General features: G+C 59.2%; 18 protein-coding genes. 5 read left to right on the top strand and 13 right to left on the bottom strand.

Annotated features, from left to right (window positions below; translation table 11 throughout):
* Positions 1-50: 50 nt before the first annotated feature.
* The 7 genes from ispC to rpsB all read right to left on the bottom strand — a co-directional run bounded on the left by ispC (position 51) and on the right by rpsB (position 6,213).
* Entirely contained in the window at positions 51-1,244 is a 1,194-nt protein-coding gene (gene ispC, locus QLG02_RS12990) for a 1-deoxy-D-xylulose-5-phosphate reductoisomerase (protein ID WP_282465349.1), read from the bottom strand.
* A 63-nt stretch (positions 1,245-1,307) separates the two neighbouring features.
* Complete coding sequence (locus tag QLG02_RS12995) at positions 1,308-2,165, bottom strand: phosphatidate cytidylyltransferase (protein ID WP_005303453.1); 858 nt, start codon at positions 2,163-2,165, stop codon at positions 1,308-1,310.
* Between the two features lie 26 nt (positions 2,166-2,191).
* Positions 2,192-2,968 (bottom strand): polyprenyl diphosphate synthase, encoded by a 777-nt coding sequence (gene uppS, locus QLG02_RS13000; RefSeq protein ID WP_011705097.1) that lies wholly within the window; start codon positions 2,966-2,968, stop codon positions 2,192-2,194.
* Positions 2,969-3,040: 72 nt separating this feature from the next.
* Positions 3,041-3,598, bottom strand: coding sequence for a ribosome recycling factor (frr, locus tag QLG02_RS13005; protein WP_011705096.1), 558 nt, complete (start codon positions 3,596-3,598; stop codon positions 3,041-3,043).
* A 94-nt stretch (positions 3,599-3,692) separates the two neighbouring features.
* The gene (gene pyrH, locus QLG02_RS13010) at positions 3,693-4,427 is read right to left on the bottom strand and encodes a UMP kinase (RefSeq protein ID WP_011705095.1); all 735 of its coding nucleotides are present in this window, start codon (positions 4,425-4,427) and stop codon (positions 3,693-3,695) included.
* 71 nt (positions 4,428-4,498) lie between these two features.
* The gene (gene tsf / locus QLG02_RS13015) at positions 4,499-5,380 is read right to left on the bottom strand and encodes a translation elongation factor Ts (protein ID WP_016349867.1); all 882 of its coding nucleotides are present in this window, start codon (positions 5,378-5,380) and stop codon (positions 4,499-4,501) included.
* A 104-nt stretch (positions 5,381-5,484) separates the two neighbouring features.
* The gene (gene rpsB / locus QLG02_RS13020; protein WP_005303470.1) at positions 5,485-6,213 is read right to left on the bottom strand and encodes a 30S ribosomal protein S2; all 729 of its coding nucleotides are present in this window, start codon (positions 6,211-6,213) and stop codon (positions 5,485-5,487) included.
* Between the two features lie 359 nt (positions 6,214-6,572).
* Here rpsB and map point away from each other — a divergent pair, with 359 nt between their 5' ends.
* From map to QLG02_RS13040, 4 genes are all read left to right on the top strand, one after another.
* Positions 6,573-7,361, top strand: coding sequence for a type I methionyl aminopeptidase (map, locus tag QLG02_RS13025; RefSeq protein WP_282465350.1), 789 nt, complete (start codon positions 6,573-6,575; stop codon positions 7,359-7,361).
* Between the two features lie 97 nt (positions 7,362-7,458).
* Complete coding sequence (glnD, locus tag QLG02_RS13030) at positions 7,459-10,113, top strand: bifunctional uridylyltransferase/uridylyl-removing protein GlnD (protein ID WP_106551984.1); 2,655 nt, start codon at positions 7,459-7,461, stop codon at positions 10,111-10,113.
* Between the two features lie 166 nt (positions 10,114-10,279).
* Positions 10,280-11,107: a 2,3,4,5-tetrahydropyridine-2,6-dicarboxylate N-succinyltransferase gene (dapD, locus tag QLG02_RS13035; RefSeq protein ID WP_005303473.1), complete on the top strand. Its 828-nt coding sequence runs from the start codon at positions 10,280-10,282 to the stop codon at positions 11,105-11,107.
* 127 nt (positions 11,108-11,234) lie between these two features.
* Positions 11,235-11,618: a DUF3461 family protein gene (locus tag QLG02_RS13040; protein WP_011705091.1), complete on the top strand. Its 384-nt coding sequence runs from the start codon at positions 11,235-11,237 to the stop codon at positions 11,616-11,618.
* 180 nt (positions 11,619-11,798) lie between these two features.
* Here the strand turns inward: QLG02_RS13040 and ptsG are convergent, their stop codons facing one another.
* From ptsG to QLG02_RS13070, 6 genes are all read right to left on the bottom strand, one after another.
* Complete coding sequence (ptsG, locus tag QLG02_RS13045; protein WP_016349865.1) at positions 11,799-13,229, bottom strand: PTS glucose transporter subunit IIBC; 1,431 nt, start codon at positions 13,227-13,229, stop codon at positions 11,799-11,801.
* A gap of 432 nt (positions 13,230-13,661) precedes the next feature.
* Positions 13,662-14,633 carry a MalM family protein gene (locus tag QLG02_RS13050; protein ID WP_282465351.1) on the bottom strand — a complete coding sequence of 324 codons (972 nt, stop codon included), beginning with the start codon at positions 14,631-14,633 and terminating at the stop codon, positions 13,662-13,664.
* Positions 14,634-14,724: 91 nt separating this feature from the next.
* On the bottom strand, positions 14,725-16,041 hold the full coding sequence (locus QLG02_RS13055; RefSeq protein ID WP_026080163.1) for a maltoporin: 1,317 nt from the start codon (positions 16,039-16,041) through the stop codon (positions 14,725-14,727).
* Positions 16,042-16,569: 528 nt separating this feature from the next.
* Positions 16,570-17,010: a flavodoxin gene (locus QLG02_RS13060; protein WP_282465352.1), complete on the bottom strand. Its 441-nt coding sequence runs from the start codon at positions 17,008-17,010 to the stop codon at positions 16,570-16,572.
* Between the two features lie 76 nt (positions 17,011-17,086).
* On the bottom strand, positions 17,087-17,860 hold the full coding sequence (truC, locus tag QLG02_RS13065; protein WP_016349861.1) for a tRNA pseudouridine(65) synthase TruC: 774 nt from the start codon (positions 17,858-17,860) through the stop codon (positions 17,087-17,089).
* Complete coding sequence (locus tag QLG02_RS13070) at positions 17,857-18,192, bottom strand: YqcC family protein (protein WP_011705085.1); 336 nt, start codon at positions 18,190-18,192, stop codon at positions 17,857-17,859. Before QLG02_RS13070 ends, truC begins: the two co-directional genes overlap by 4 nt.
* 263 nt (positions 18,193-18,455) lie before the next feature.
* Between QLG02_RS13070 and QLG02_RS13075 the strand changes: the two genes are divergently transcribed.
* A complete protein-coding gene (locus QLG02_RS13075) occupies positions 18,456-19,484 on the top strand; it encodes a DUF3549 family protein (RefSeq protein ID WP_282465353.1) in 1,029 nt (342 codons plus the stop codon).
* The last annotated feature ends 62 nt before the right edge of the window (positions 19,485-19,546 follow it).

Raw genomic sequence — 19,546 nt, forward strand, 5'->3', positions numbered from 1 at the left:
GTCTCCGACAATCAGGGTGAAGGCAGCACAATGCCACGAAACAGCTCTCATCAGCTAAGCTCCTCAATCAAATTGTGAGCACGGGCACGGGCCGCCCCATCCAGCGCAATCAAATCGTCCAGCGAACCGGCCGCCGTACCGCCCAGGGCGAGCATGGTGGCCTCATTGACTCTGGCAATATCCATAAAACCGATCCGCTCTGCAAGGAAAGCCGCCACGGCCTCCTCGTTGGCGGCATTGAGGGCCGTGGTCGCGGCCTGCCCCTGCTGACAGGCATGCATGGCAAGCTGCAGGCAGGGATAGCGCTCATAGTCGGGACGGATAAAGCTGAACTCTCCGACACTGAAGAAATCCAAAGGTTCCACACCGGACTCGATTCGAGCCGGATAGGCCAGCGCGTGGGCGATGGGGGTACACATGTCCGGATTGCCGAGCTGGGCCAGCACGGAGCCGTCCTTGTACTGCACCATGGAGTGAATCACCGACTGGGGATGGATCACCACCTGGATCTGCTCGGGCGCCGCGTTGAACAGCCAGCGCGCCTCGATATACTCCAGCCCCTTGTTGATCATGGTGGCGGAGTCGACCGAGATCTTGGCCCCCATGGACCAGTTGGGATGGGCAATGGCCTGAGCCGGGGTGACGCGGGCCAGCTCAGCAATGTCGGTATAACGGAACGGGCCACCGGAGCCGGTCAGCAGGATCTTGCTGATCCCAGCTCCCGCCAGGTCACAAAAGCCCGGCTGGCGCTGGATGGCCTCTGGCAGACACTGGAAAATGGCGTTGTGTTCGCTGTCGATGGGCAGCAGCTCGGCCCCGTGCTCGCGTACCGCCTCCATGAAGAAGGCGCCGGACATCACCAGGGCCTCCTTGTTGGCCAGCAGGATGCGCTTGCCGGCACGCACCGCCGCCATGGTGGGCGCAAGCCCGGCGGCGCCGACGATGGCGGCCATCACGCTGTGGGCATCGGGGTGAGCGGCCACTTCGCACAGGGCGGCCGGGCCAGCCATGACGCGAGTCGCGCTGCCGTGGGTCTTGAGTTGAGCGGCCAGCTCGCGGGCGGCGGTCTCGTCCACCATGACGGCGAAGCGGGGAGAGAATTCGAGGCAATCGCGCAGCATGGCCTCCACGCTGCGGGCCGCGGTCAGCGCCAGCACCTGCCAGCGCCCCGGATTGTGCCGCAGTACCTTGAGCGTACTCTGACCGATGGAGCCGGAGGCTCCCAGAATCACCAGGTTATGCATCAAAACTCCCGCTGTATGACGAATGGATGGCGCCCGCCGCAGGCAGACGCATCAGGCTGAGCATCAAAACTCCTGGCTGAGCAGCAGATAGCTGAGCAGGAATACCGGCAGCGCGGCGGTCAGGCTGTCAATCCGATCGAGGATGCCACCGTGGCCGGGCAGCAGGGTGCCTGAATCCTTGATGCCGGCTTCGCGCTTGAACATGCTCTCGGTGAGATCGCCCAGTACCGATGCCAGCACCGCCAGCAAGGAGCAGAACAGCACGATGGCCATCTTGGCGGGCACGAAGCCCATGAACCAGGTCACCCCGACCGCCAGCAGGCTGGCGGTAAACAGGCCGCCACACATGCCTTCGATGGTTTTGCCGGGGCTCACGGCCGGCGCCAGCTTGTGTTTGCCGAACGCCTTGCCGAAAAAATACGCGCCAGAATCTGCCGCCCAGACCAGTCCCATCACGAACAGCAGGATCCAGGCCCCCATCATGGGGTCGTGATAGAAGTTGTAACCACGGATGGCCACCAGGGACCAGAAGAAGGGGACCAGGGTCACCAGGCCGAACAGGGACTTGAGCCAGATGGACTCCTTCCACAGCTTGGCGCTCTGGGGATAGCGCAGCACCAGCAGCAGCCCCAGCAGCCACCAGCTGACGGCGGTCCAGAGCACGCCCATCACCAGCGGATGCAGATGAGGAGTCCACAGCTGCTCCACCGGCAGCCAGAACAGACTGGCACCGAGCAGCAGGCAGTACACCAGCGGCAGCCACTGCTGCGGCTTGGCAGAAACGAAGCCGCTCCACTCGCGGCTGGCCAACAGAAATACCAGGGATGCCAACAGGGCAAAGAATTTCAACGGCAGAAAAAACAGCGCCCCCAACACCAGGGGAACCAGTAGCAATGCGGTAATAATTCGTTGTTTTAGCAAAAGAAGCCTCTCTCTTGGGAGGGGGGTTAGCCGGTCTGTTGCTCGGCGATCAATTCCCGGATCTGTTCACCCGTGCAGCCGAAACGACGCTCACGGGCCACGAAGGAGGCAACGGCCTCGCTGAACTCGGCCTCGTTGAAATCAGGCCACAGCACCGGGGTAAAATAGAGCTCGGCATAGGCGAGCTGCCATAACACAAAATTGCTGATGCGATGATCGCCCCCGGTGCGGATCAGCAGATCCACCGGCGGCAGGTCGGCCATGCATACCTCGCGGCCAAGCATGGCTTCATCTATCTGATCCGCAGCCAGTTCCCCGCTCGCCACGGCACGGGCCAGCTTGCGGGCCGCCTGGGCGATGTCCCACTGACCACCATAATTGGCAGCGATATTGAGGGTCAGCCCCTGATTGTTGGCGGTCAGCGCCTCTGCCTTGGCAATCTTGGCCTGCAGACGCTCGCTGAAACGGGCGGTATCGCCGATCACCTTGAGCCGGATACCGTTGCTGTGCAGTTTCTTGACCTCACGACCCAGCACCGTCATGAACAGCTCCATCAGGGCACTGACCTCCCCTTCCGGGCGACGCCAGTTCTCGCTGGAAAACGCAAACAGGGTCAGCGCTTCTATTTTGGCTCGCGCAGCAAAGGTTACTGCTTCACGAACAGACTTCACACCTGCCTTGTGGCCATAGACCCGCATCTTGCCACGGTTCTGGGCCCAGCGTCCGTTGCCGTCCATGATGATGGCGACGTGACGAGGCAAGGACGAATTGGCGCAATCACCTACGGCTGCCAAAAGCGACATTCATTTCTCCCACAAAGACAAAAGCGCCGTGCAGGGGCACTACACGGCGCTCGTAATATACCTGTCAGAGGCTTAGATTTCCATTAGCTCCTTTTCCTTCAGGGCCAGTGCTTCGTCTACCAGCTTGATGAAGGAATCGGTCAGCTTCTGGATCTCTTCCTGAGCACGACGGTCGTCGTCTTCGGAGATCTCTTTGTCTTTGAGCAGCGCTTTGAGGTCGGCGTTGGCATCGCGACGGATGTTGCGCACGGCAACCCGGGCACCTTCCGCTTCGGCACGCACGATCTTGGTCAGGTCGCGACGACGCTCTTCGGTCAGCGGCGGCAGCGGCACGCGCAGGGTCTGGCCGTTGCTGGACGGGTTGAGGCCCAGATCGGAGGTCAGGATGGCCTTTTCCACCGCCTGGATCATGGAGCGGTCAAAGATGGAGATGGAGAGGGTGCGGGCATCTTCAGCCACCACGTTGGCCAACTGTTTCAGAGGAGTGGCCGCACCGTAATACTCCACCTGGATACCGTCGAGCAGGCTCGGGTGAGCACGGCCGGTACGGATCTTGGACATCTGGGTCTTGAGCGACTCTACGCTCTTGGCCATGCGGTCCTTGGCGTCGTTTTTAATCTCGTTGATCACAGTGGTTTTCCTTTTGGCGAACGAGCCGTCAACCGGCCCGTATCTATCTTATTGGCTGGCGTCATGGACAAACGAGCCGAAGCTCACGCTTGTCTCACTTGCTGACGTGATGGATCAGGGTACCTTCCGGCTCGCCCATGATCACCCGACGCAGCGCACCCGGCTTGTTCATGTTGAACACCCGGATCGGCAGATCGTGGTCGCGGGCCAGTGTAAAAGCAGCAAGATCCATTACTTTGAGTTCTTTTTCAAGAACTTCATCATAACTCAGTTCATGACACAGCACGGCATCCGGGTTCTTGACCGGATCGTCGGTGAACACGCCATCGACCTTGGTGGCCTTGAGCACGACGTCAGCTTCGATCTCGATCCCACGCAGACAGGCCGCAGAATCGGTAGTGAAGAAGGGGTTGCCGGTACCGGCGGAGAAGATCACCACCTTGCCGGCGCGCAGCTGGCTGATGGCTTCGGCCCAGACATAGGAGTCACAGATGCCTTGCAGGGAGATGGCAGACATCAGACGGGCATTCACATAAGCACGATGCAGGGCATCACGCATGGCCAGACCGTTCATCACGGTAGCCAGCATACCCATGTGGTCGCCCACCACGCGGTTCATGCCCGCCTTGGCAAGACCGGCACCACGGAACAGGTTGCCGCCACCGATGACCAGACCGACCTGAACACCCAGCTCAACCAGTTCTTTGATCTCTTGGGCCATCCGATCCAGCACCGCCGGATCAATGCCAAAACCCTCGGATCCTTGCAGGGCTTCACCACTCAACTTCAGAAGAACACGTCTGTATGCAGGCTTGGGATTGGTACTCATGTCACTGATTCCTGGTCATATAAAGACCGCGACATAAGTCGCGGTCTGGGGAAACGGAAAAACCGGTTCGATTAGGCCTTTTGAGCGGCCGCGATTTGGGCTGCAACTTCCGCAGCGAAATCGGTCTCTTGCTTCTCGATGCCTTCGCCCACTTCGAAACGGGTGAAGGAAACAACGTCAGCGCCTTCTTTCTTCAGCAGCTCGGCAACGGTCATGGAAGGATCTTTCACGAACGGTTGACCAGTCAGGGAAACCTCACCGGTGAACTTCTTCATGCGGCCTTCAACCATTTTCTCGGCGATCTCTTTCGGCTTGCCGGAGTTGATGGCGATGTCGATCTGGATTTCGCGCTCTTTGGCAACGACTTCGGCAGACACATCTTCCGGCTTGACGAATTGCGGGCTGTTGGCAGCAACGTGCATGGCCAGATCTTTGGCCAGCTCGTCGGAACCACCGGCCAGCTTGGTGATAACACCGATGCGGGAGCCGTGAACGTAGGTGCCCAGGTTGTCACCTTCAACCAGCATCACGCGACGCAGGTTCATGTTCTCACCAATCTTGGCGATCAGGTTGGTGATGGTCAGCTCAACGGACTCGCCGTTGCCGAAGTCGGCGGCTTTCAGCGCGTCAACGTCAGCGATCTTCTGGGTAGCGGCGATTTCAACGATTTTCTGACCCATGGCCAGGAAGCCAGCATCCTTGGAAACGAAGTCAGTCTCGCAGTTCAGCTCGATCATGACGGCAACGTTGCCTTCGGTACGGGCGAAGATCACACCTTCAGCGGCGATACGGCCAGCTTTCTTGGCGGCTTTGGCCTGACCGGATTTGCGCATGTTTTCGATAGCCAGTTCGATATCACCGTTGGCTTCTTCCAGTGCTTTTTTGCAATCCATCATGCCAGCGGCGGTGCGCTCGCGCAGTTCTTTTACCAGGGCGGCAGAAATGTTTGCCATGTCCAGTATCCTCGGTCTTGAATTGACAAGAAACAGGGGCCACAAGGGCCCCTGCTAACCAATTACATCAGCTTGGTTAATAAGGGCTTTGCAGTCCTTATCAATTACTCAGCTTCAACGAAGCCATCTTGTTCGGCTTGAACAACGATGTCCTGAGCGCGAGCTTCCAGTACGGTGTCAGCAGCAGCATTCAGGTACAGCTGAACGGCACGGATAGCGTCGTCGTTACCCGGGATGACATAGTCAACGCCGTCCGGGTTGGAGTTGGTATCAACGATGGAAACTACCGGGATACCCAGATTGTTGGCTTCTTTGATAGCGATGTGCTCGTGGTCGGCATCGACAACGAACAGAACGTCAGGCAGGCCGCCCATGTTCTTGATACCACCCAGGCTCTTCTCCAGCTTTTCCATTTCGCGAGTACGCATCAGCGCCTCTTTCTTGGTCAGCTTGTCGAAGGTACCGTCTTGGCTCTGGGTTTCCAGATCTTTCAGGCGCTTGATGGACTGACGAACGGTTTTCCAGTTGGTCAGCATGCCGCCCAGCCAGCGGTGGTTAACATAGAACTGGTCGCAACGCTCAGCGGCTTCTTTTACGGCTTCAGACGCGGCACGCTTGGTACCTACGAACAGTACCTTGCCCTTCTTGGCAGCTACGGAGCTGATGAAGTTCATGGCATCGTCAAACATCGGAACGGTTTTTTCCAGGTTGATGATGTGAACCTTGCTGCGGGCACCGAAGATGTAGGATTTCATTTTCGGGTTCCAGTAACGAGTCTGGTGACCGAAGTGAACGCCGGCTTGCAGCATGTCGCGCATAGAAACTTTAGCCATTTTATACCTCTATTGGGGTTAGGCCTCCACACATCCCATATAACCGACCCGTTAAGGCACCCCGGCATATGTGTCGATGTGTGTGTGTTGTTTAAGTAAGGGTGATGGCATGAGGACACAAGTTCCCCATTCCGGCGCGCTTTATACCATAACTTTGGTCAGGACACCACCAGCCGAACCGCTAAAAATGGATCCCTGGGCAGCATGCTGAAGCGCCGATTTGACGCTGTGATGACAATCACACTGGAAGTAAACGGGGGTTGGGGATAAAATTTTGGCCTGATTGCAAACGCATCTATTTTTCATTACCTGATTGCCGGACATCGATAGATGCGCGATCAGGTCCCAAGAGAGATCCCATGTCCATTAAAATCAAGACACCGGAAGAGATTGAAAAGATGCGCGTTGCCGGCCAACTGGCCGCCGATGTGCTGGTCATGATCGCCCCCCACGTCAAGGCGGGCGTCACCACCGACGAACTGAACACCCTCTGCCACGACTACATCGTCGACGTGCAGCAGGCCATCCCTGCGCCGCTCAACTACCACGGCTTCCCCAAGTCCATCTGCACCTCGGTGAACGATGTGATCTGCCACGGCATCCCGAACCACAAGAAACTGCGGGAAGGGGACATCATCAACCTGGACATCACCGTCATCAAGGATGGCTACCACGGCGATACCTCGGCCATGTTCATCGTGGGTGAGACCACCCCGCTGCGCCGTCAGCTGTGCAAGGTCGCCCAGGAGAGCCTCTACGCCGCCATCAAGCAGGTGCGTCCGGGCATGTGCATCACCGAGATCGGCGCCGTGATCCAGCCCATCGTCGAGAAGGCCGGTTTCTCCGTGGTGCGCGACTACTGTGGCCACGGCATCGGGGCCGAGTTCCATGAAGAGCCGCAGATCCTGCACTATCGCAACGGCGGCAAGCTGGAGCTCAAGCCGGGCATGTGCTTCACCATCGAGCCCATGGTCAACAGCAAGAAGTACCACTGCAAGGTCAATCCGAAGGATGGCTGGACCGTGACCACCAAGGATGGCGGCGACTCCGCCCAGTGGGAACACACCCTGCTGGTGACCGAGGATGGCTGCGAGGTGCTGACCCTGCGCCCGGATGACACTATCGACCGTCTCATCAAACACGGTTAACATCAAACCCCGGCCTCCCGCCGGGGTTTTGTTTTTATCAGCCGCGAACCCGTGCGAGAACAGCGCACAGGCGTGCGACAGTAGAGTGTGAGACGCCATGGATGCCAGCCTGCTTTCCCCCCACCTGTTACCCGACGCTCAGCTCACCCGCGAGAACTGCAAGGAGTACCTGAGCCGTTTCCTCGGCTGGCTGCACGCCCGCTTCGATGCCGGTGACAACATCATCGAACTGGTGGCCACCCGCTCCGAATACATGGACGAGTTGCTGACCCGGTTGTGGCAAAAGTTCGGCTTCGACAAGACGGAGCTCACCCTGATCGCGGTGGGTGGCTATGGCCGCGGCGAACTGCACCCCCACTCCGACATCGACCTGCTGATCCTCTATGAAGGGGACGAGCTGGACGAGGTGCTGGGGCTGCGCATCGGCGAATTCATCACCCTGCTGTGGGATCTCAAGCTGGAGGTGGGCCAGGCGGTACGCAACGTGGCAGAGTGCCTCGAGCAGGGGCGCGGCGACATCACGGTCGCCACCAACCTCATCGAGGCGCGCTACATCACCGGCCGCGAGGCGGGATTCAAGCAGCTCAAGGAGGCCACCGGCCCCCAGCACTTCTGGCCGAGCGAGCAGTTCTTCAAGGCCAAACGCGAAGAGCAGGCCCAGCGCCACCAGCAGTTTCTCGGCACCGCCTACAAGCTGGAGCCGGATCTCAAGAGCAATCCCGGCGGCCTGCGCGACATCCAGACCCTGGCCTGGGTGGCTCGCCGCCACTTCGGCGCCACCACCCTGTTCGAGATGACCAGCCACGGCTTCCTCAACCGGGCCGAGTATCGCGAGCTGCTCGATTGCCAGAATTTTTTGTGGAAGGTGCGCTTCGCCCTGCACATGGCCATCAACAAGGGCGACAACCGGCTGCTGTTCGATCGCCAGCGTACCGTGGCCCAGATGCTGGGCTTCGAGGGGGAAGGCAACGCCCCGGTCGAGCAGATGATGAAACGCTTCTACCAGACGGTGCGGCGGGTCTCCGAGCTCAACGAGATGCTGCTGCAGCTGTTTGACGAGGCGATCCTCGGCAACACCGCCATGGACGTGCGCCGCCTCTCCGACGAGTTCCAGCTGCGCGGGCGCCTCATCGATGCGGTGGATTCCGAGCTGTTCGGCCGCGAGCCCGCAGCCATCCTGCGCCTCTTCTACCAGATAGCCCAGCACCCGGAGATTGCCGGCATTCACTCCGCCACCCTGCGCCAGCTGCGCGAGGCGCGCCGCAAGCTCAACTGCTGGCTGCAGGACCTGCCGGAATGCCGCCGCCTGTTCATGGCGCTGCTGCGCCACCCCAACGGCATCGGCCAGCCGCTCACCCTGATGCACAAGTACGGCATCCTGGCGGCCTACCTGCCGCAGTGGAACCTCATCGTCGGCCAGATGCAGTTCGACATGTTCCACGCCTACACGGTGGATGAACACACCCACCGGCTGCTCAAGAACATCCACCAGTTTCCCAACCCGGCCAGCCGCCAGACCCACCCGCTCTGCCACGAGGTGTTCACCCGCCTGCGCAAGCCCGAGCTGCTCAGCATCGCCGCCCTGTTCCACGATATCGCCAAGGGCCGGCGTGGCGACCACTCAGAGCTCGGCGCCGTCGATGCGCTGGAGTTCTGCCAGCTGCACGGTCTGGATCGCTACGAGAGCCGGCTGGTCGCCTGGCTGGTGCGCCACCATCTGCTGATGTCGGTCACCGCCCAGCGCCGCGACATCTATGACCCCGAGGTGGTCACCGACTTTGCCCAGAAGGTGCGCGACGAGCAGCACCTCGACCTGCTGTATTGTCTGACCGTGGCCGATATCTGCGCCACCAACGACACCCTCTGGAACGACTGGAAAGGCACCCTGCTGCGCGAGCTCTACTTCGCCACCCAGAAGGCGCTGCGCCAGGGGCTGGAAAATCCGCCCGACATGCGCCTCAAGATCCGCGAGAATCAGCGCCAGGCCAAGCAGATCCTGGCCCAGCGCGACGTGCCGGAGGAGGCCATCAACCAGCTCTGGAGCGACTTCAAGGCCGACTACTTCCTGCGCCACACGCCGGAGCAGATCGCCTGGCACTGCCGCAAGATCATCGAACACGGCGACAACCCGGCGCCGCTGGTGATCATCGGCAAGCACCCGACCCGCGGCGGCAGCGAGGTGTTCATCTATTGTCGCGACACCCCGAATCTGTTCGCTACCGTGGCCTCTGCGCTGGATCAGAAGAACCTCAACATCCACGACGCCCAGATCATGAATTCGCGCAGCGACTACGTGCTCGATACCTTCGTGGTGCTCGAGCCCAACGGCGAGCCCATCAGCCCCAACCGCACCGCCACCATCAAGAAGGCGCTGGAGAAGGCACTGCAGGAGCCGGGCAAGCTGGTGCTGCGCAGCAAGCCCCTGTCACGGCGCCACCGCCAGTTCAGCGTGCCGACCCGGGTGGTCTTTCTGCCCCACAAAGGGGAGACCCGCCACACCCTGCTGGAGCTGACCGCGCTCGATACCCCGGGGCTGCTGGCCCGCATCGGCGCCGTGTTCCAGCAGTGCGGCCTGTCGCTCCATGCCGCCAAGATCACCACCATCGGCGAGCGGGTGGAGGACTTTTTCAGCCTCACCACCCTGGCCGGCGAGCCGTTGACCCAGGCCGAGCAGCAGGCGCTGGAGGAGCGGCTGGTCAACCAGCTCAACCCGCAAGAGTCGGCCGATGATGAGGGCAGGCCGGGCCCGTGAAGGCTTCACAAGACGCCGAGTCTGTCCCTGATTTATCAAGCAGAACAAATGGTTGGACCACACCAGCACAATAAATCGGCGTTCCCGTGAAGAAATCGGCCCGAGCCCTTAAAAACAATTGGAAAAGTGTGATACAACAAACGGAATTTTTTAAAGGAAACCTGTCATGACCGAGTTGCAACAGATCATCGAAGCGGCCTTCGAGCGCCGTGATTCCATCACTCCCGGCTCCGTCGATGCCGCCACCAAGGCCGCCATCCTGCAAGCCATCGACCTGCTGGACTCCGGCAAGGCTCGCGTTGCCGAGAAGATTGCCGGCGAGTGGGTGGTACACCAGTGGTTGAAGAAGGCGGTACTGCTCTACTTCCGCATCAATGACAACGGCATCATCAAGGGTGACGACGCCCAGTACTACGACAAGGTTCCCCTCAAGTTCTCCGACTACAGCGCCGAGCAGTTCAAGGCAGCAGGTGTGCGCGTGGTGCCGCCGGCCACCGCCCGCAAAGGCTCCTTCATCGCGCCCAATACCGTGCTGATGCCCTCCTACGTCAACATCGGCGCCTTCGTCGATGAAGGCACCATGGTCGACACCTGGGCCACCGTGGGCTCCTGCGCCCAGATCGGCAAGAACGTGCACCTCTCCGGCGGCGTCGGCATCGGCGGCGTACTGGAGCCGCTGCAGGCCAACCCGACCATCATCGAAGACAACTGCTTCATCGGTGCCCGTTCCGAAGTGGTGGAAGGGGTGATCGTGGAAGAGGGCTCCGTCATCTCCATGGGCGTCTTCATCGGCCAGTCCACCCGCATCTATGACCGTGAAACCGGCGAGATCCACTACGGCCGCGTCCCGGCCGGCTCGGTGGTCGTCTCCGGCTCCCTGCCCTCCAAGTGCGGCAAGTACAGCCTATACGCCGCCGTCATCGTCAAGAAGGTGGATGCCAAGACCCGCGCCAAGGTCGGCATCAACGCCCTGCTGCGCTCCATCGACGAGTAAGCGGTTTGCGGTGATTTTAAAGGGCGCCTGATGGCGCCCTTTTGATTTTGGCGCCCCTGTCACAGGCAAGCCACACCGACTCGGTTAAGATAGATTGGTCAGGATCGTTTCAAACCGAGGAAGCCCGATGTACGAGAATCTGAAGAGCCTGGGGATCCAGGAACCCACCTCAGTGGACAGCTATACCCTGCGCCAGGAAGCCAATCACGACATCCTCAAGATCTACTTCAAGAAACAGAAGGGCGAGTTCTTCGCCAAGAGCGTCAAGTTCAAATATCCGCGCCAGCGCAAGACCATGCTGGTCGATTCGGGCACCCACGAGTACAAGGATGTCACCGAGATCAACGCCAACCTCAAGTACGTGGTGGATGAGCTCGACAACCTGACCCAGGGCGTGCACGTGCAGGCCGACCCGGACATCAAGCAGAAGATCTTGCGCGACCTGCGCCACCTGGAAAAAGTGGTGCAGAACAAGATCAGCGAAATCGAGCGGGATCTGGAAAAGCTCTAAACCGGTCTGATGCAGCAAAGGCGCCCATGGGCGCCTTTTTCTTTGAGCTGAAGACCGATGGCAACATTGATACCGCGTCGGTCGAAACATGCAGCACCGCATCCGGCTGCCCTATGACGCCCAGCAAAAAGGGAGGCTTGTGCCTCCCTTTTCAACAACTCTGGTATTCAGGCAACAGGATTAGTTGCTCTTCATCCAGATGTCCATGTCAGTTTTCAGGTTGTCGGACTTGGTACCGAAGATGGCTTGTACGCCAGAACCTGCCACTACCACACCGGCAGCACCCAGTTTCTTCAGACCAGCCTGGTCAACCTTGGCCACGTCTTTCACACCGACCCGCAGACGGGTGATGCAGGCGTCCAGCGAAGCGATGTTCTCTTTGCCACCGAAGGCAGAGACCAGTGCGGCAGACATCTCGTCCTTGCTCTGGCCAACGCTCTCTTCGGCCGCTTCGTCTTCACGACCCGGGGTTTTCAGGTTCATGGCACGGATGACCACGGTGAAGACCACGTAGTAGATGACGGCATAGACCAGACCCAGACCCACCAGCAGCAGCATGTGATCGGCACGCGGGGATTGCACCACGAAGTCGATGAAGCCGTTGGAGAAGGTGTGACCGTGTACCACGCCCAGGGAGTTGGTCAGCACGTAGGCCAGACCAGCCAGCACGGCGTGGATGGCGTACAGTACCGGGGCGATGAACAGGAAGGAGAATTCGATCGGCTCGGTGATACCGGTCAGGAAAGAGGTCAGGGCGGCAGAGGCCATGATACCTACGATCTTGGCGCGGTTTTCCGGCTTGGCGGAGTGCGCGATGGCAAACGCGGCGGCAGGCAGACCGAACATCTTGAACAGGTAACCACCGGCCAGCTGACCGAAGCCGTTGCCGGCAGCGCGGGAAGCGTCGTCAGCAGTCAGGAAGCAGGTCATGATGCCGTGTACGGTTTCACCGGCAGCGTTGACACAGGTACCAGCCTGATAGAAGAAAGGTACGTTCCAGATGTGGTGCAGACCGAACGGGATCAGGGAGCGCTCAACCACGCCGTAGATACCGAAGGCCAGTACCGGGTTCTGGTTGGCAGCCCAGTCGGAGAAGGCTCCGATGGCAGCGCCCACCGGCGGCCAAATGACGGACAGGATCACGCCCAGGCCGATGGAGACGAAACCGGTGATGATGGGCACGGCGCGCTTGCCGGCGAAGAAGCCCAGATACTCGGGCAACTGGATCTTGTAGAAGCGGTTGAACGCCCATGCGGCCACGCCACCGGCGAGGATACCGCCCAAGACGCCGGTTTCGATGGTCTCAACGCCCATCACGGGCGCCATGACCTTCAGGGTGGCGACCATGATGCCGTAGCCAACGATGGCTGACAGACCGGACACGCCGTCGTTATTGGTAAAGCCGAGGGCCACGCCCACTGCAAACAGCAGGGCCATCTGACCAAATACGGAACCACCGGCCTGCTCCATCAATTGGGAGACAATTTCCGGCAACCAGCTGAAGTGGGCAGCGCCCACCCCCAGCAGAATACCTGCAACGGGCAAGACCGATACTGGCAGCATCAGCGCCTTACCGACCTTTTGCAGATTAGAGAAAGCATTTTTTAACATGTGTGCGCTCCTGAATGGAATGTCTTACCGTAGACGCTTCAGTCCAATTTATAGACGATCATCAACATCATCTCTCATCGGCATGAATTCGACGCGGGTTTGTTTATTTTGACCAGCTGAATATAACCCAGCAGATCGCAAATATCTTCCATCAGGGGTAAGCGAATAAAAAATTTGGAGGGGAGATCACAAGATAATTTCGGCGGGAATTTTCGGCTAATTACGGATATATTCCGGCATCTTCATGCTAAGCCATAAATATGAAAAGTGCTGTTTCGCATTGTATTTTAGCCAATCAAATTAATACTCAACGAAACGCATTGTAACTTAATGTAACCATTTGCTGTTTTTTCTATTTTAGTCTACCGATTAAAAAGGCCTCCAACAAGGGAGGCCTCAAATAAATATTATATTTTAAAGACCGGGCAATATTCAGCCCTTTTGGGAGCGCTTCACCGCATCAATAAAGATCGATTTCGCCTTGGTCGAGCCCGCTCGTTCAGCCTCGCTGACCAGTTGCATCGCCTTGTCAATGTCACCGGCTTTCACCGCTTTTTCGATCTGGGATTGGTAGAAGGCCTCGGTTTCGCTCAGCATGGCGGGCGCAGGCTTGGCAGGCGCGGCTACCGCAGCGGTCGCCACAGTGCCTGCCGCAACGGCCGTCGCCGCCGGTGCAGCCTTGCTCATTGCTACCTTGTCGGCATATTCAGGCTTGAAGACCGCTTCCAGCCCCTGCCCTTTTGCCATGTCGGCCACCTTGATCTGTACCAGGCCCCATGGGGAGTGCGGGATCACGGGGTCCTTGATATCCGGTTCAACCGTCCCGTTGGCTCTGGCAAACGCCTTGGAGGGGTGCAGTATGGTGGTGCTGCCTGCCAGCTTGTCGGCCGGAGCATAGACAATCATATAGGTCTCGGCCGCCGGATTGCCCGGCATGCTGCGGTCGACGAACAACTTGCCATCAATCCTGTCGTTATCGAGCAGATGGGCCGGCTGATAGGTAAATACCGACTCACCCAGCACGCGCGTCACCTTGAACTGGGCATCCAGCATGATGACCTGCGGGATCAGCACCGTCTTGCTCACCTGGGATGCGATGCTGATGGCCAGATTGCCGGTATTGGCCGGCAGGCGATAAGCGGCGAAATAACTCATCCCCTCGTCAAACTGAAAACTGGGTTGCTTGCTGTCGAGGGCCAGCAGAGTGTCGCCCTCCGGCAACGCCACATAATTGAAATCACTGAAAGCGGCGCAGCAGCTGGTCGCCTGCGAGAGCGCCTGCTTGGCCTGATCGGCATTACTCAGGATGGATGCATGATCCTGCACGGGGACCAACATGCTACCGGAACAACCGGCCAACAGCGCAGTAACCACGGCTGCGATAGACATCTTTACCAGTTTCATTCTTCTTATCTCCATAACCCGGTTGCCGTTACCCGGCGAAACAAAACTGCCCCCATACGGGGGCAGTGACTAACTTAACTTAAACAGCTGCTTACCACCAAGCTTCCGCTTGAACACCAACTTGGTAGGTGTCTTTGGAGGTACCGCTTTCGAAGACTTTCTTGTCTTCGTCGTTGGCCAGGTAAGAGGCGAACACACGGATTTCAGGACGGGCCCAGAAGCTGGAGCCGGCAGACCAGGCTTGAGCCAGGGTCAGCTTGTAACCGGAATCATCTTCGGTAGTACCGTTGGTGGACTTGTTCTTGTCCTTGAAGTAACCGCCTTCGAAGATGGTCTTGTTGAAGTCATCCCACTTGTACATCGGGCGAACCACGGCAGACATGGTTTCCCACTTGTCGTTGCCATCCCACATCTCGTTGCCTACACCGTAGACCAGTTGGTGACCCATCTCGAAGTTGTTGCCCATCGGGACAACACCCCAGTTGATGATACGGAAACCGTCAGCACCGTCTTTGGCTTCGGCACCGTACCAGGAACCGTCACCGTAGAAGGCCATGGTCTTGGAGTAACCTTCAGTACCGTACTGCAGCACGGTCTTGTTGAAGCCACCCAGGATGCCTTGGGTCAGTTCGGCAGTCAGCATGACGCCGTCTTTCATGTTGTTGTTTTTCAGCGGTTTCTGAGCTTCGGTCTCATTGACCAGAGCATACATGGCGCCGACTTCCAGAGAGGCTTCGCTCCACAGCGGGATACCGGCATAACGCAGGTCCAGCGTGTTGACGTTCAGATCTTCGTTCTTCACATAGTTCGGCGCTGCGCTGGTACCGGTGTTGGTGTACTCACCGAATACGTCTTTTGCGCTGCGGTCATTGCGAATCCAGGCGAAGGAGATCTTGCCAGGACCAGCCTGGATGCCTTCGATACCGGCACCGGCACCGGAGATGTTCCAGTAGTAGAAGTCAGAGATGTGGATGTCGTGACGTTGGTAGTAACGCTTACCAGCCCACAGGGTAGCTTCCGGCGCGAAGCCCAGCAGGCCCTTGGCTTGCACGTTGAACTGGCGCAGCGCGAAATCGGAGTCGCCGCTGCACTGTTTGGCATCAAAGTTACAAACGGTACCGGTACCTTCCCAGTCGTTTGAACCGTTGGAAGCCATGGCAAACATGGAGTCAACGTAGAAAGTCTTGCCGTCTTTGTTGAATACTTCCTGACCCAGCTGAACTTCGCCGTAGGTATCATTTTCGTTACCCAGACGACCAACCTTGTTCACGTTGTATTTCACCATGTCGCCGTCACCGGAAACGCCGACACCTGAACGGAAGTAGCCGTGGAAATCAACGGCGAAGGCGGCTTGGGAAGCCAGGGCTGCGGTTACTGCTGCAGCGATCGGGAGCCACTTTGCTTTCATTTTCATTTTCCTTATTCCCGCTGAGAGGAGTGTGATCCTGAATATCCAAGTTCTTATCACCATAAAAACGTTTAGGTGATAACCGAGGCCGATTATAGGTAGCCAATTTCGGGACAAACATGAGCTGATTCACAAAATGGCGACAAATCGCCCAGCATTGGCCGTGGAGGGTTTTGTACGATGATAATCAACCTAACCATGCAATAACTCACCACCCATGCGGACTTAAAAGCGAAAAGATCCACCATGAAACCGCTACCAACCATTAATTCGCTTCGATGAATAAGTTATAAATATTCAAATTGATGACAAAAACATGACTGAAATCGCTTTCAATGGGGAACTTTTAAATTTGAGGCATGTCGGCTACCCCCGAAATAAATCGCTGAGCAAAGCGAGGATGACGTGGAAAATAACCGGATAAATATCGGGCAAATATGGTCAGTTGAGACTGCTGATTACCGCAAAATAAACATCCCCGCCAGACGGGCTGAGCGGGGATGAATAAAAGATAAAAACGGACGATCGCTACAGTTTATTTAGCCAGCCATTGAGCCAGGCCAGCGCCACCTTTTCCGGCTCATCGTCGACGGTGACATCTATCTCCAGTCGGGGCAGCAGAGGGCTGGCGCCAAGCTCCTGCAACTGCGCATCGAGGTGACGACCGGCACCGCAAAAGTGCTCGTAGCTGCTGTCCCCCATGGCGACCAGCGCATAACGCCACCCTTTCATGTAGGGGGCCCGGTCAGCCAGGGCGGTGGCCAGTGGCTGCAGATTGGGCGGAATATCGCCCTGCCCCGTGGTAGCCGTGATGACCAGCAAGAATCGACTCGCATCCAGATCTGCCAGCTCGGCTTCCTCGAACACCTGGCAGCCGTGCCCCGCCTGCTCCAGCTGCGCCGCCAGCGTCTCGGCCACCAGCATGGCCGCGCCGTATACGGTACCCACCACTATGTCTATCTGCGCCATCACGGACCCCTTTGACCAACATGGATGCCCAGCATGCCACAGCAACAGCTTGGGCAACACCCCGCGATCGTCAGCCTCAGTAGTCGCTCTCGCTGGCAGGCCAGCCCAGTTCGGCAAACAGCTGCAACACTTCCTGTCCCAGCGGCGCCTGGATCCGCATCGGCACCTTCAGCACCGGGTGCTCAAAGCTGAGGGTGCGAGCCACCAGCAGCAAACGATCACAACCATAATGCTCGCGAAAGAAGCGGTTGTGGCGGCCATCGCCATGGGTGGTGTCACCGACGATGGGGTGGAACAGATGATCGAGATGGCGGCGCAGCTGATGCTTGCGGCCTGTCTTGGGGAACAGCCGAACCAGGCTGTAGCGACTGGTAGGGTGTTTCTTGGAGACCGCATGGGGCAGCTCGACCTGATGCAGGCGACGAAACGCGGTCACCGCCTCCTGGGCCGGACGATCCGGGTCGCTCATGGCATCGGCGATCTTGTCCAGCTGCTCCTTGAGCGGATAGTCGATGAGCCCCTGCTCGGGGGCCCAGCCGCGCACCAGCGCCAGATACTCCTTGTGCACCTGACGGGCGGCAAAGGCTTCGGTCAGGGTGCGGGCCACGGCGGGATCGAGGGCAAACAGCAGCACCCCCGAGGTGGGCCGGTCGAGCCGGTGCACCGGGTAGACGTGGCGACCGCCGATGAGATCCCGGGTCATCTGCATGGCGAAACGGGTCTCGGCCTTGTCGAGCCAGCTGCGGTGCACCAGCAGGCCGGAGGGCTTGTTGACCGCCACCAGCCAGTCATCCTGATAAAGCAGGGTCAGTTGCAAGGCGTTCTCTTCCTGTGCCTGCTCACGCATCATTGCTCAACCACTTTGCCGGAGAGCAGCAGATCGAAGCGGGCGATCAGGCGCAGCAGGGCTTCGACCTCGGCCAGCTCTTCCTTGTAGACTTCGCTGGCCATGGGATAGAGGGAGACGCTGCTGGGCAGCGGCGCCTGCAGCAGCACCAGCTGCTCCATGCGCGGGATCAGCACGAACTGCAGCCACTGATCGAAGCTCAGGGTATCGACGCAAAATGGCAGCTCGCTGGCCAGGGCCTCTTCACCCGGATGGGCCGCTTGCCAGCGTTCCAGACGTTGCAGCTCGGCGGTCAGTTCACCCAACAGGCCGGCTACCAGCAGATATTGATTCATTGCGTTCTCTTCCTCATCACCACACACCGTCCGCCGCCAATCCTGTGTCGCTGGCGGCAGGCCGAACTTTGCAAAAAAGGGCGTTACTATACACCCTCCCCCCTATCCTCTGCCATGCCCCTTGCGGCCGACAACACGGGCGAAAAACCATGGCGGCTCCTGCTCTAGGCGTACCGGGCCAGATGCCGGGCGGCGCGCCCCCACTGGCTATCTTGTACAACCTCCTTATAATCGGCCCGCATCACCCTTAGCCGGATCACCTCATGTCCACCATCAATACGCTGACCGAATTCTTGACCCAGGCCGACACCCAGTTTCAACTGTTCGACATGGGCCGCCAGGTGCGACCGCTGGCGAGCGACACCTTCGAGCGCATCGAACAGCAGCAGGAGCCCTACCCCTGGCCCCTGCAGCAGCACGCCTGGCTCGGCGTCCACTTCTTCCAGCCGGCCGAATCCCGTCACTACCTGTGGTTTCTCAAGTTTGCCCTCGACGAGCGCGGTCTGCTCATCGCCAGCGGCCCCAAACACTTCATGGATCAGGTGGTGGAAACCCTGGGCTACAAGCTGACCGGCGAGCTCGACGAAGAGAAGGCCCAGCGTCTGGCGGAGAACCCCTACACCTTCCGCCCGGCCGAGGCCAAGATGGCCAGCCTGCACGCCAAACTGGCCCGTCAGCTGGAGCAGGCCCCCTCGACCTACTTCGAGGGGCTCTGCCACTATCTGGCGGCCCCGGCGCCAGAGGGATGGCAGACCCTCGGCGTACAGGGTTTTGCCGATCTCGCTGAGCGGCTGCAGGATGAACGCAACCTGGCGCTGGTGTGCAAGGCGCTGCCAAAACTGCCGCAAGAGCCGCTCTACGCCCTTTGTCAGAGCCTGGAAAACGCCCCGTTGCCGCCGGCCGTGCAGGGCGCCCTGTTCGAGCGCATCGGCAAGGAGCAGGAGTGTGCCGAACCCAATGCCGAGACCCTGGCCTACCTGTGCCGGGCACTGGCCTCCTGCAACGGCAGCAGCATGCGCACCAACAAGCTGCTGACCCTGCTGCAAACCCAGCCGAGCCCGGCCCTGCTGCTGGCCATCGCCGGCCGGCTCTGGCCCGATCTGAAGGATGCCAGCCTGCTCAGCCTGTTCCTGGAACAGCTGGCCCTGCAGCCGACCCAGTTCTTCAATCAGGTATTTGCCGAGCTGGTGACCCTGCCGGCCCTGCGCAATGATATGCTGGCCAGGCTGCGCGACCCCGAGCGCAGCGATGCCCTGGGCCAGGCCATCGGTCGCCTGTTCGCCTCGGCCTGATGATGTCGGCGACCCGTCACCATGGCGGGTCGCCTGTCGACACGGATCACACCCCGGAAGGA

This window comes from Aeromonas sp. V90_14, from assembly GCF_029967615.1.
Classification (GTDB): domain Bacteria; phylum Pseudomonadota; class Gammaproteobacteria; order Enterobacterales; family Aeromonadaceae; genus Aeromonas; species Aeromonas hydrophila.

Excerpts from the sequence above, each read along its gene's own strand:
- ispC (WP_282465349.1), bottom strand. The coding sequence starts at position 1,244 with ATGCATAACCTGGTGATTCTGGGAGCCTCCGGCTCCATCGGTCAGAGT.
- uppS (WP_011705097.1), bottom strand. The coding sequence starts at position 2,968 with ATGTCGCTTTTGGCAGCCGTAGGTGATTGCGCCAATTCGTCCTTGCCT.
- pyrH (WP_011705095.1), bottom strand. The coding sequence starts at position 4,427 with ATGAGTACCAATCCCAAGCCTGCATACAGACGTGTTCTTCTGAAGTTG.
- tsf (WP_016349867.1), bottom strand. The coding sequence starts at position 5,380 with ATGGCAAACATTTCTGCCGCCCTGGTAAAAGAACTGCGCGAGCGCACC.
- rpsB (WP_005303470.1), bottom strand. The coding sequence starts at position 6,213 with ATGGCTAAAGTTTCTATGCGCGACATGCTGCAAGCCGGCGTTCACTTC.
- map (WP_282465350.1), top strand. The coding sequence starts at position 6,573 with ATGTCCATTAAAATCAAGACACCGGAAGAGATTGAAAAGATGCGCGTT.
- glnD (WP_106551984.1), top strand. The coding sequence starts at position 7,459 with ATGGATGCCAGCCTGCTTTCCCCCCACCTGTTACCCGACGCTCAGCTC.
- dapD (WP_005303473.1), top strand. The coding sequence starts at position 10,280 with ATGACCGAGTTGCAACAGATCATCGAAGCGGCCTTCGAGCGCCGTGAT.
- QLG02_RS13040 (WP_011705091.1), top strand. The coding sequence starts at position 11,235 with ATGTACGAGAATCTGAAGAGCCTGGGGATCCAGGAACCCACCTCAGTG.
- ptsG (WP_016349865.1), bottom strand. The coding sequence starts at position 13,229 with ATGTTAAAAAATGCTTTCTCTAATCTGCAAAAGGTCGGTAAGGCGCTG.
- QLG02_RS13050 (WP_282465351.1), bottom strand. The coding sequence starts at position 14,633 with ATGAAACTGGTAAAGATGTCTATCGCAGCCGTGGTTACTGCGCTGTTG.
- QLG02_RS13055 (WP_026080163.1), bottom strand. The coding sequence starts at position 16,041 with ATGAAAGCAAAGTGGCTCCCGATCGCTGCAGCAGTAACCGCAGCCCTG.
- QLG02_RS13060 (WP_282465352.1), bottom strand. The coding sequence starts at position 17,010 with ATGGCGCAGATAGACATAGTGGTGGGTACCGTATACGGCGCGGCCATG.
- truC (WP_016349861.1), bottom strand. The coding sequence starts at position 17,860 with ATGATGCGTGAGCAGGCACAGGAAGAGAACGCCTTGCAACTGACCCTG.
- QLG02_RS13070 (WP_011705085.1), bottom strand. The coding sequence starts at position 18,192 with ATGAATCAATATCTGCTGGTAGCCGGCCTGTTGGGTGAACTGACCGCC.
- QLG02_RS13075 (WP_282465353.1), top strand. The coding sequence starts at position 18,456 with ATGTCCACCATCAATACGCTGACCGAATTCTTGACCCAGGCCGACACC.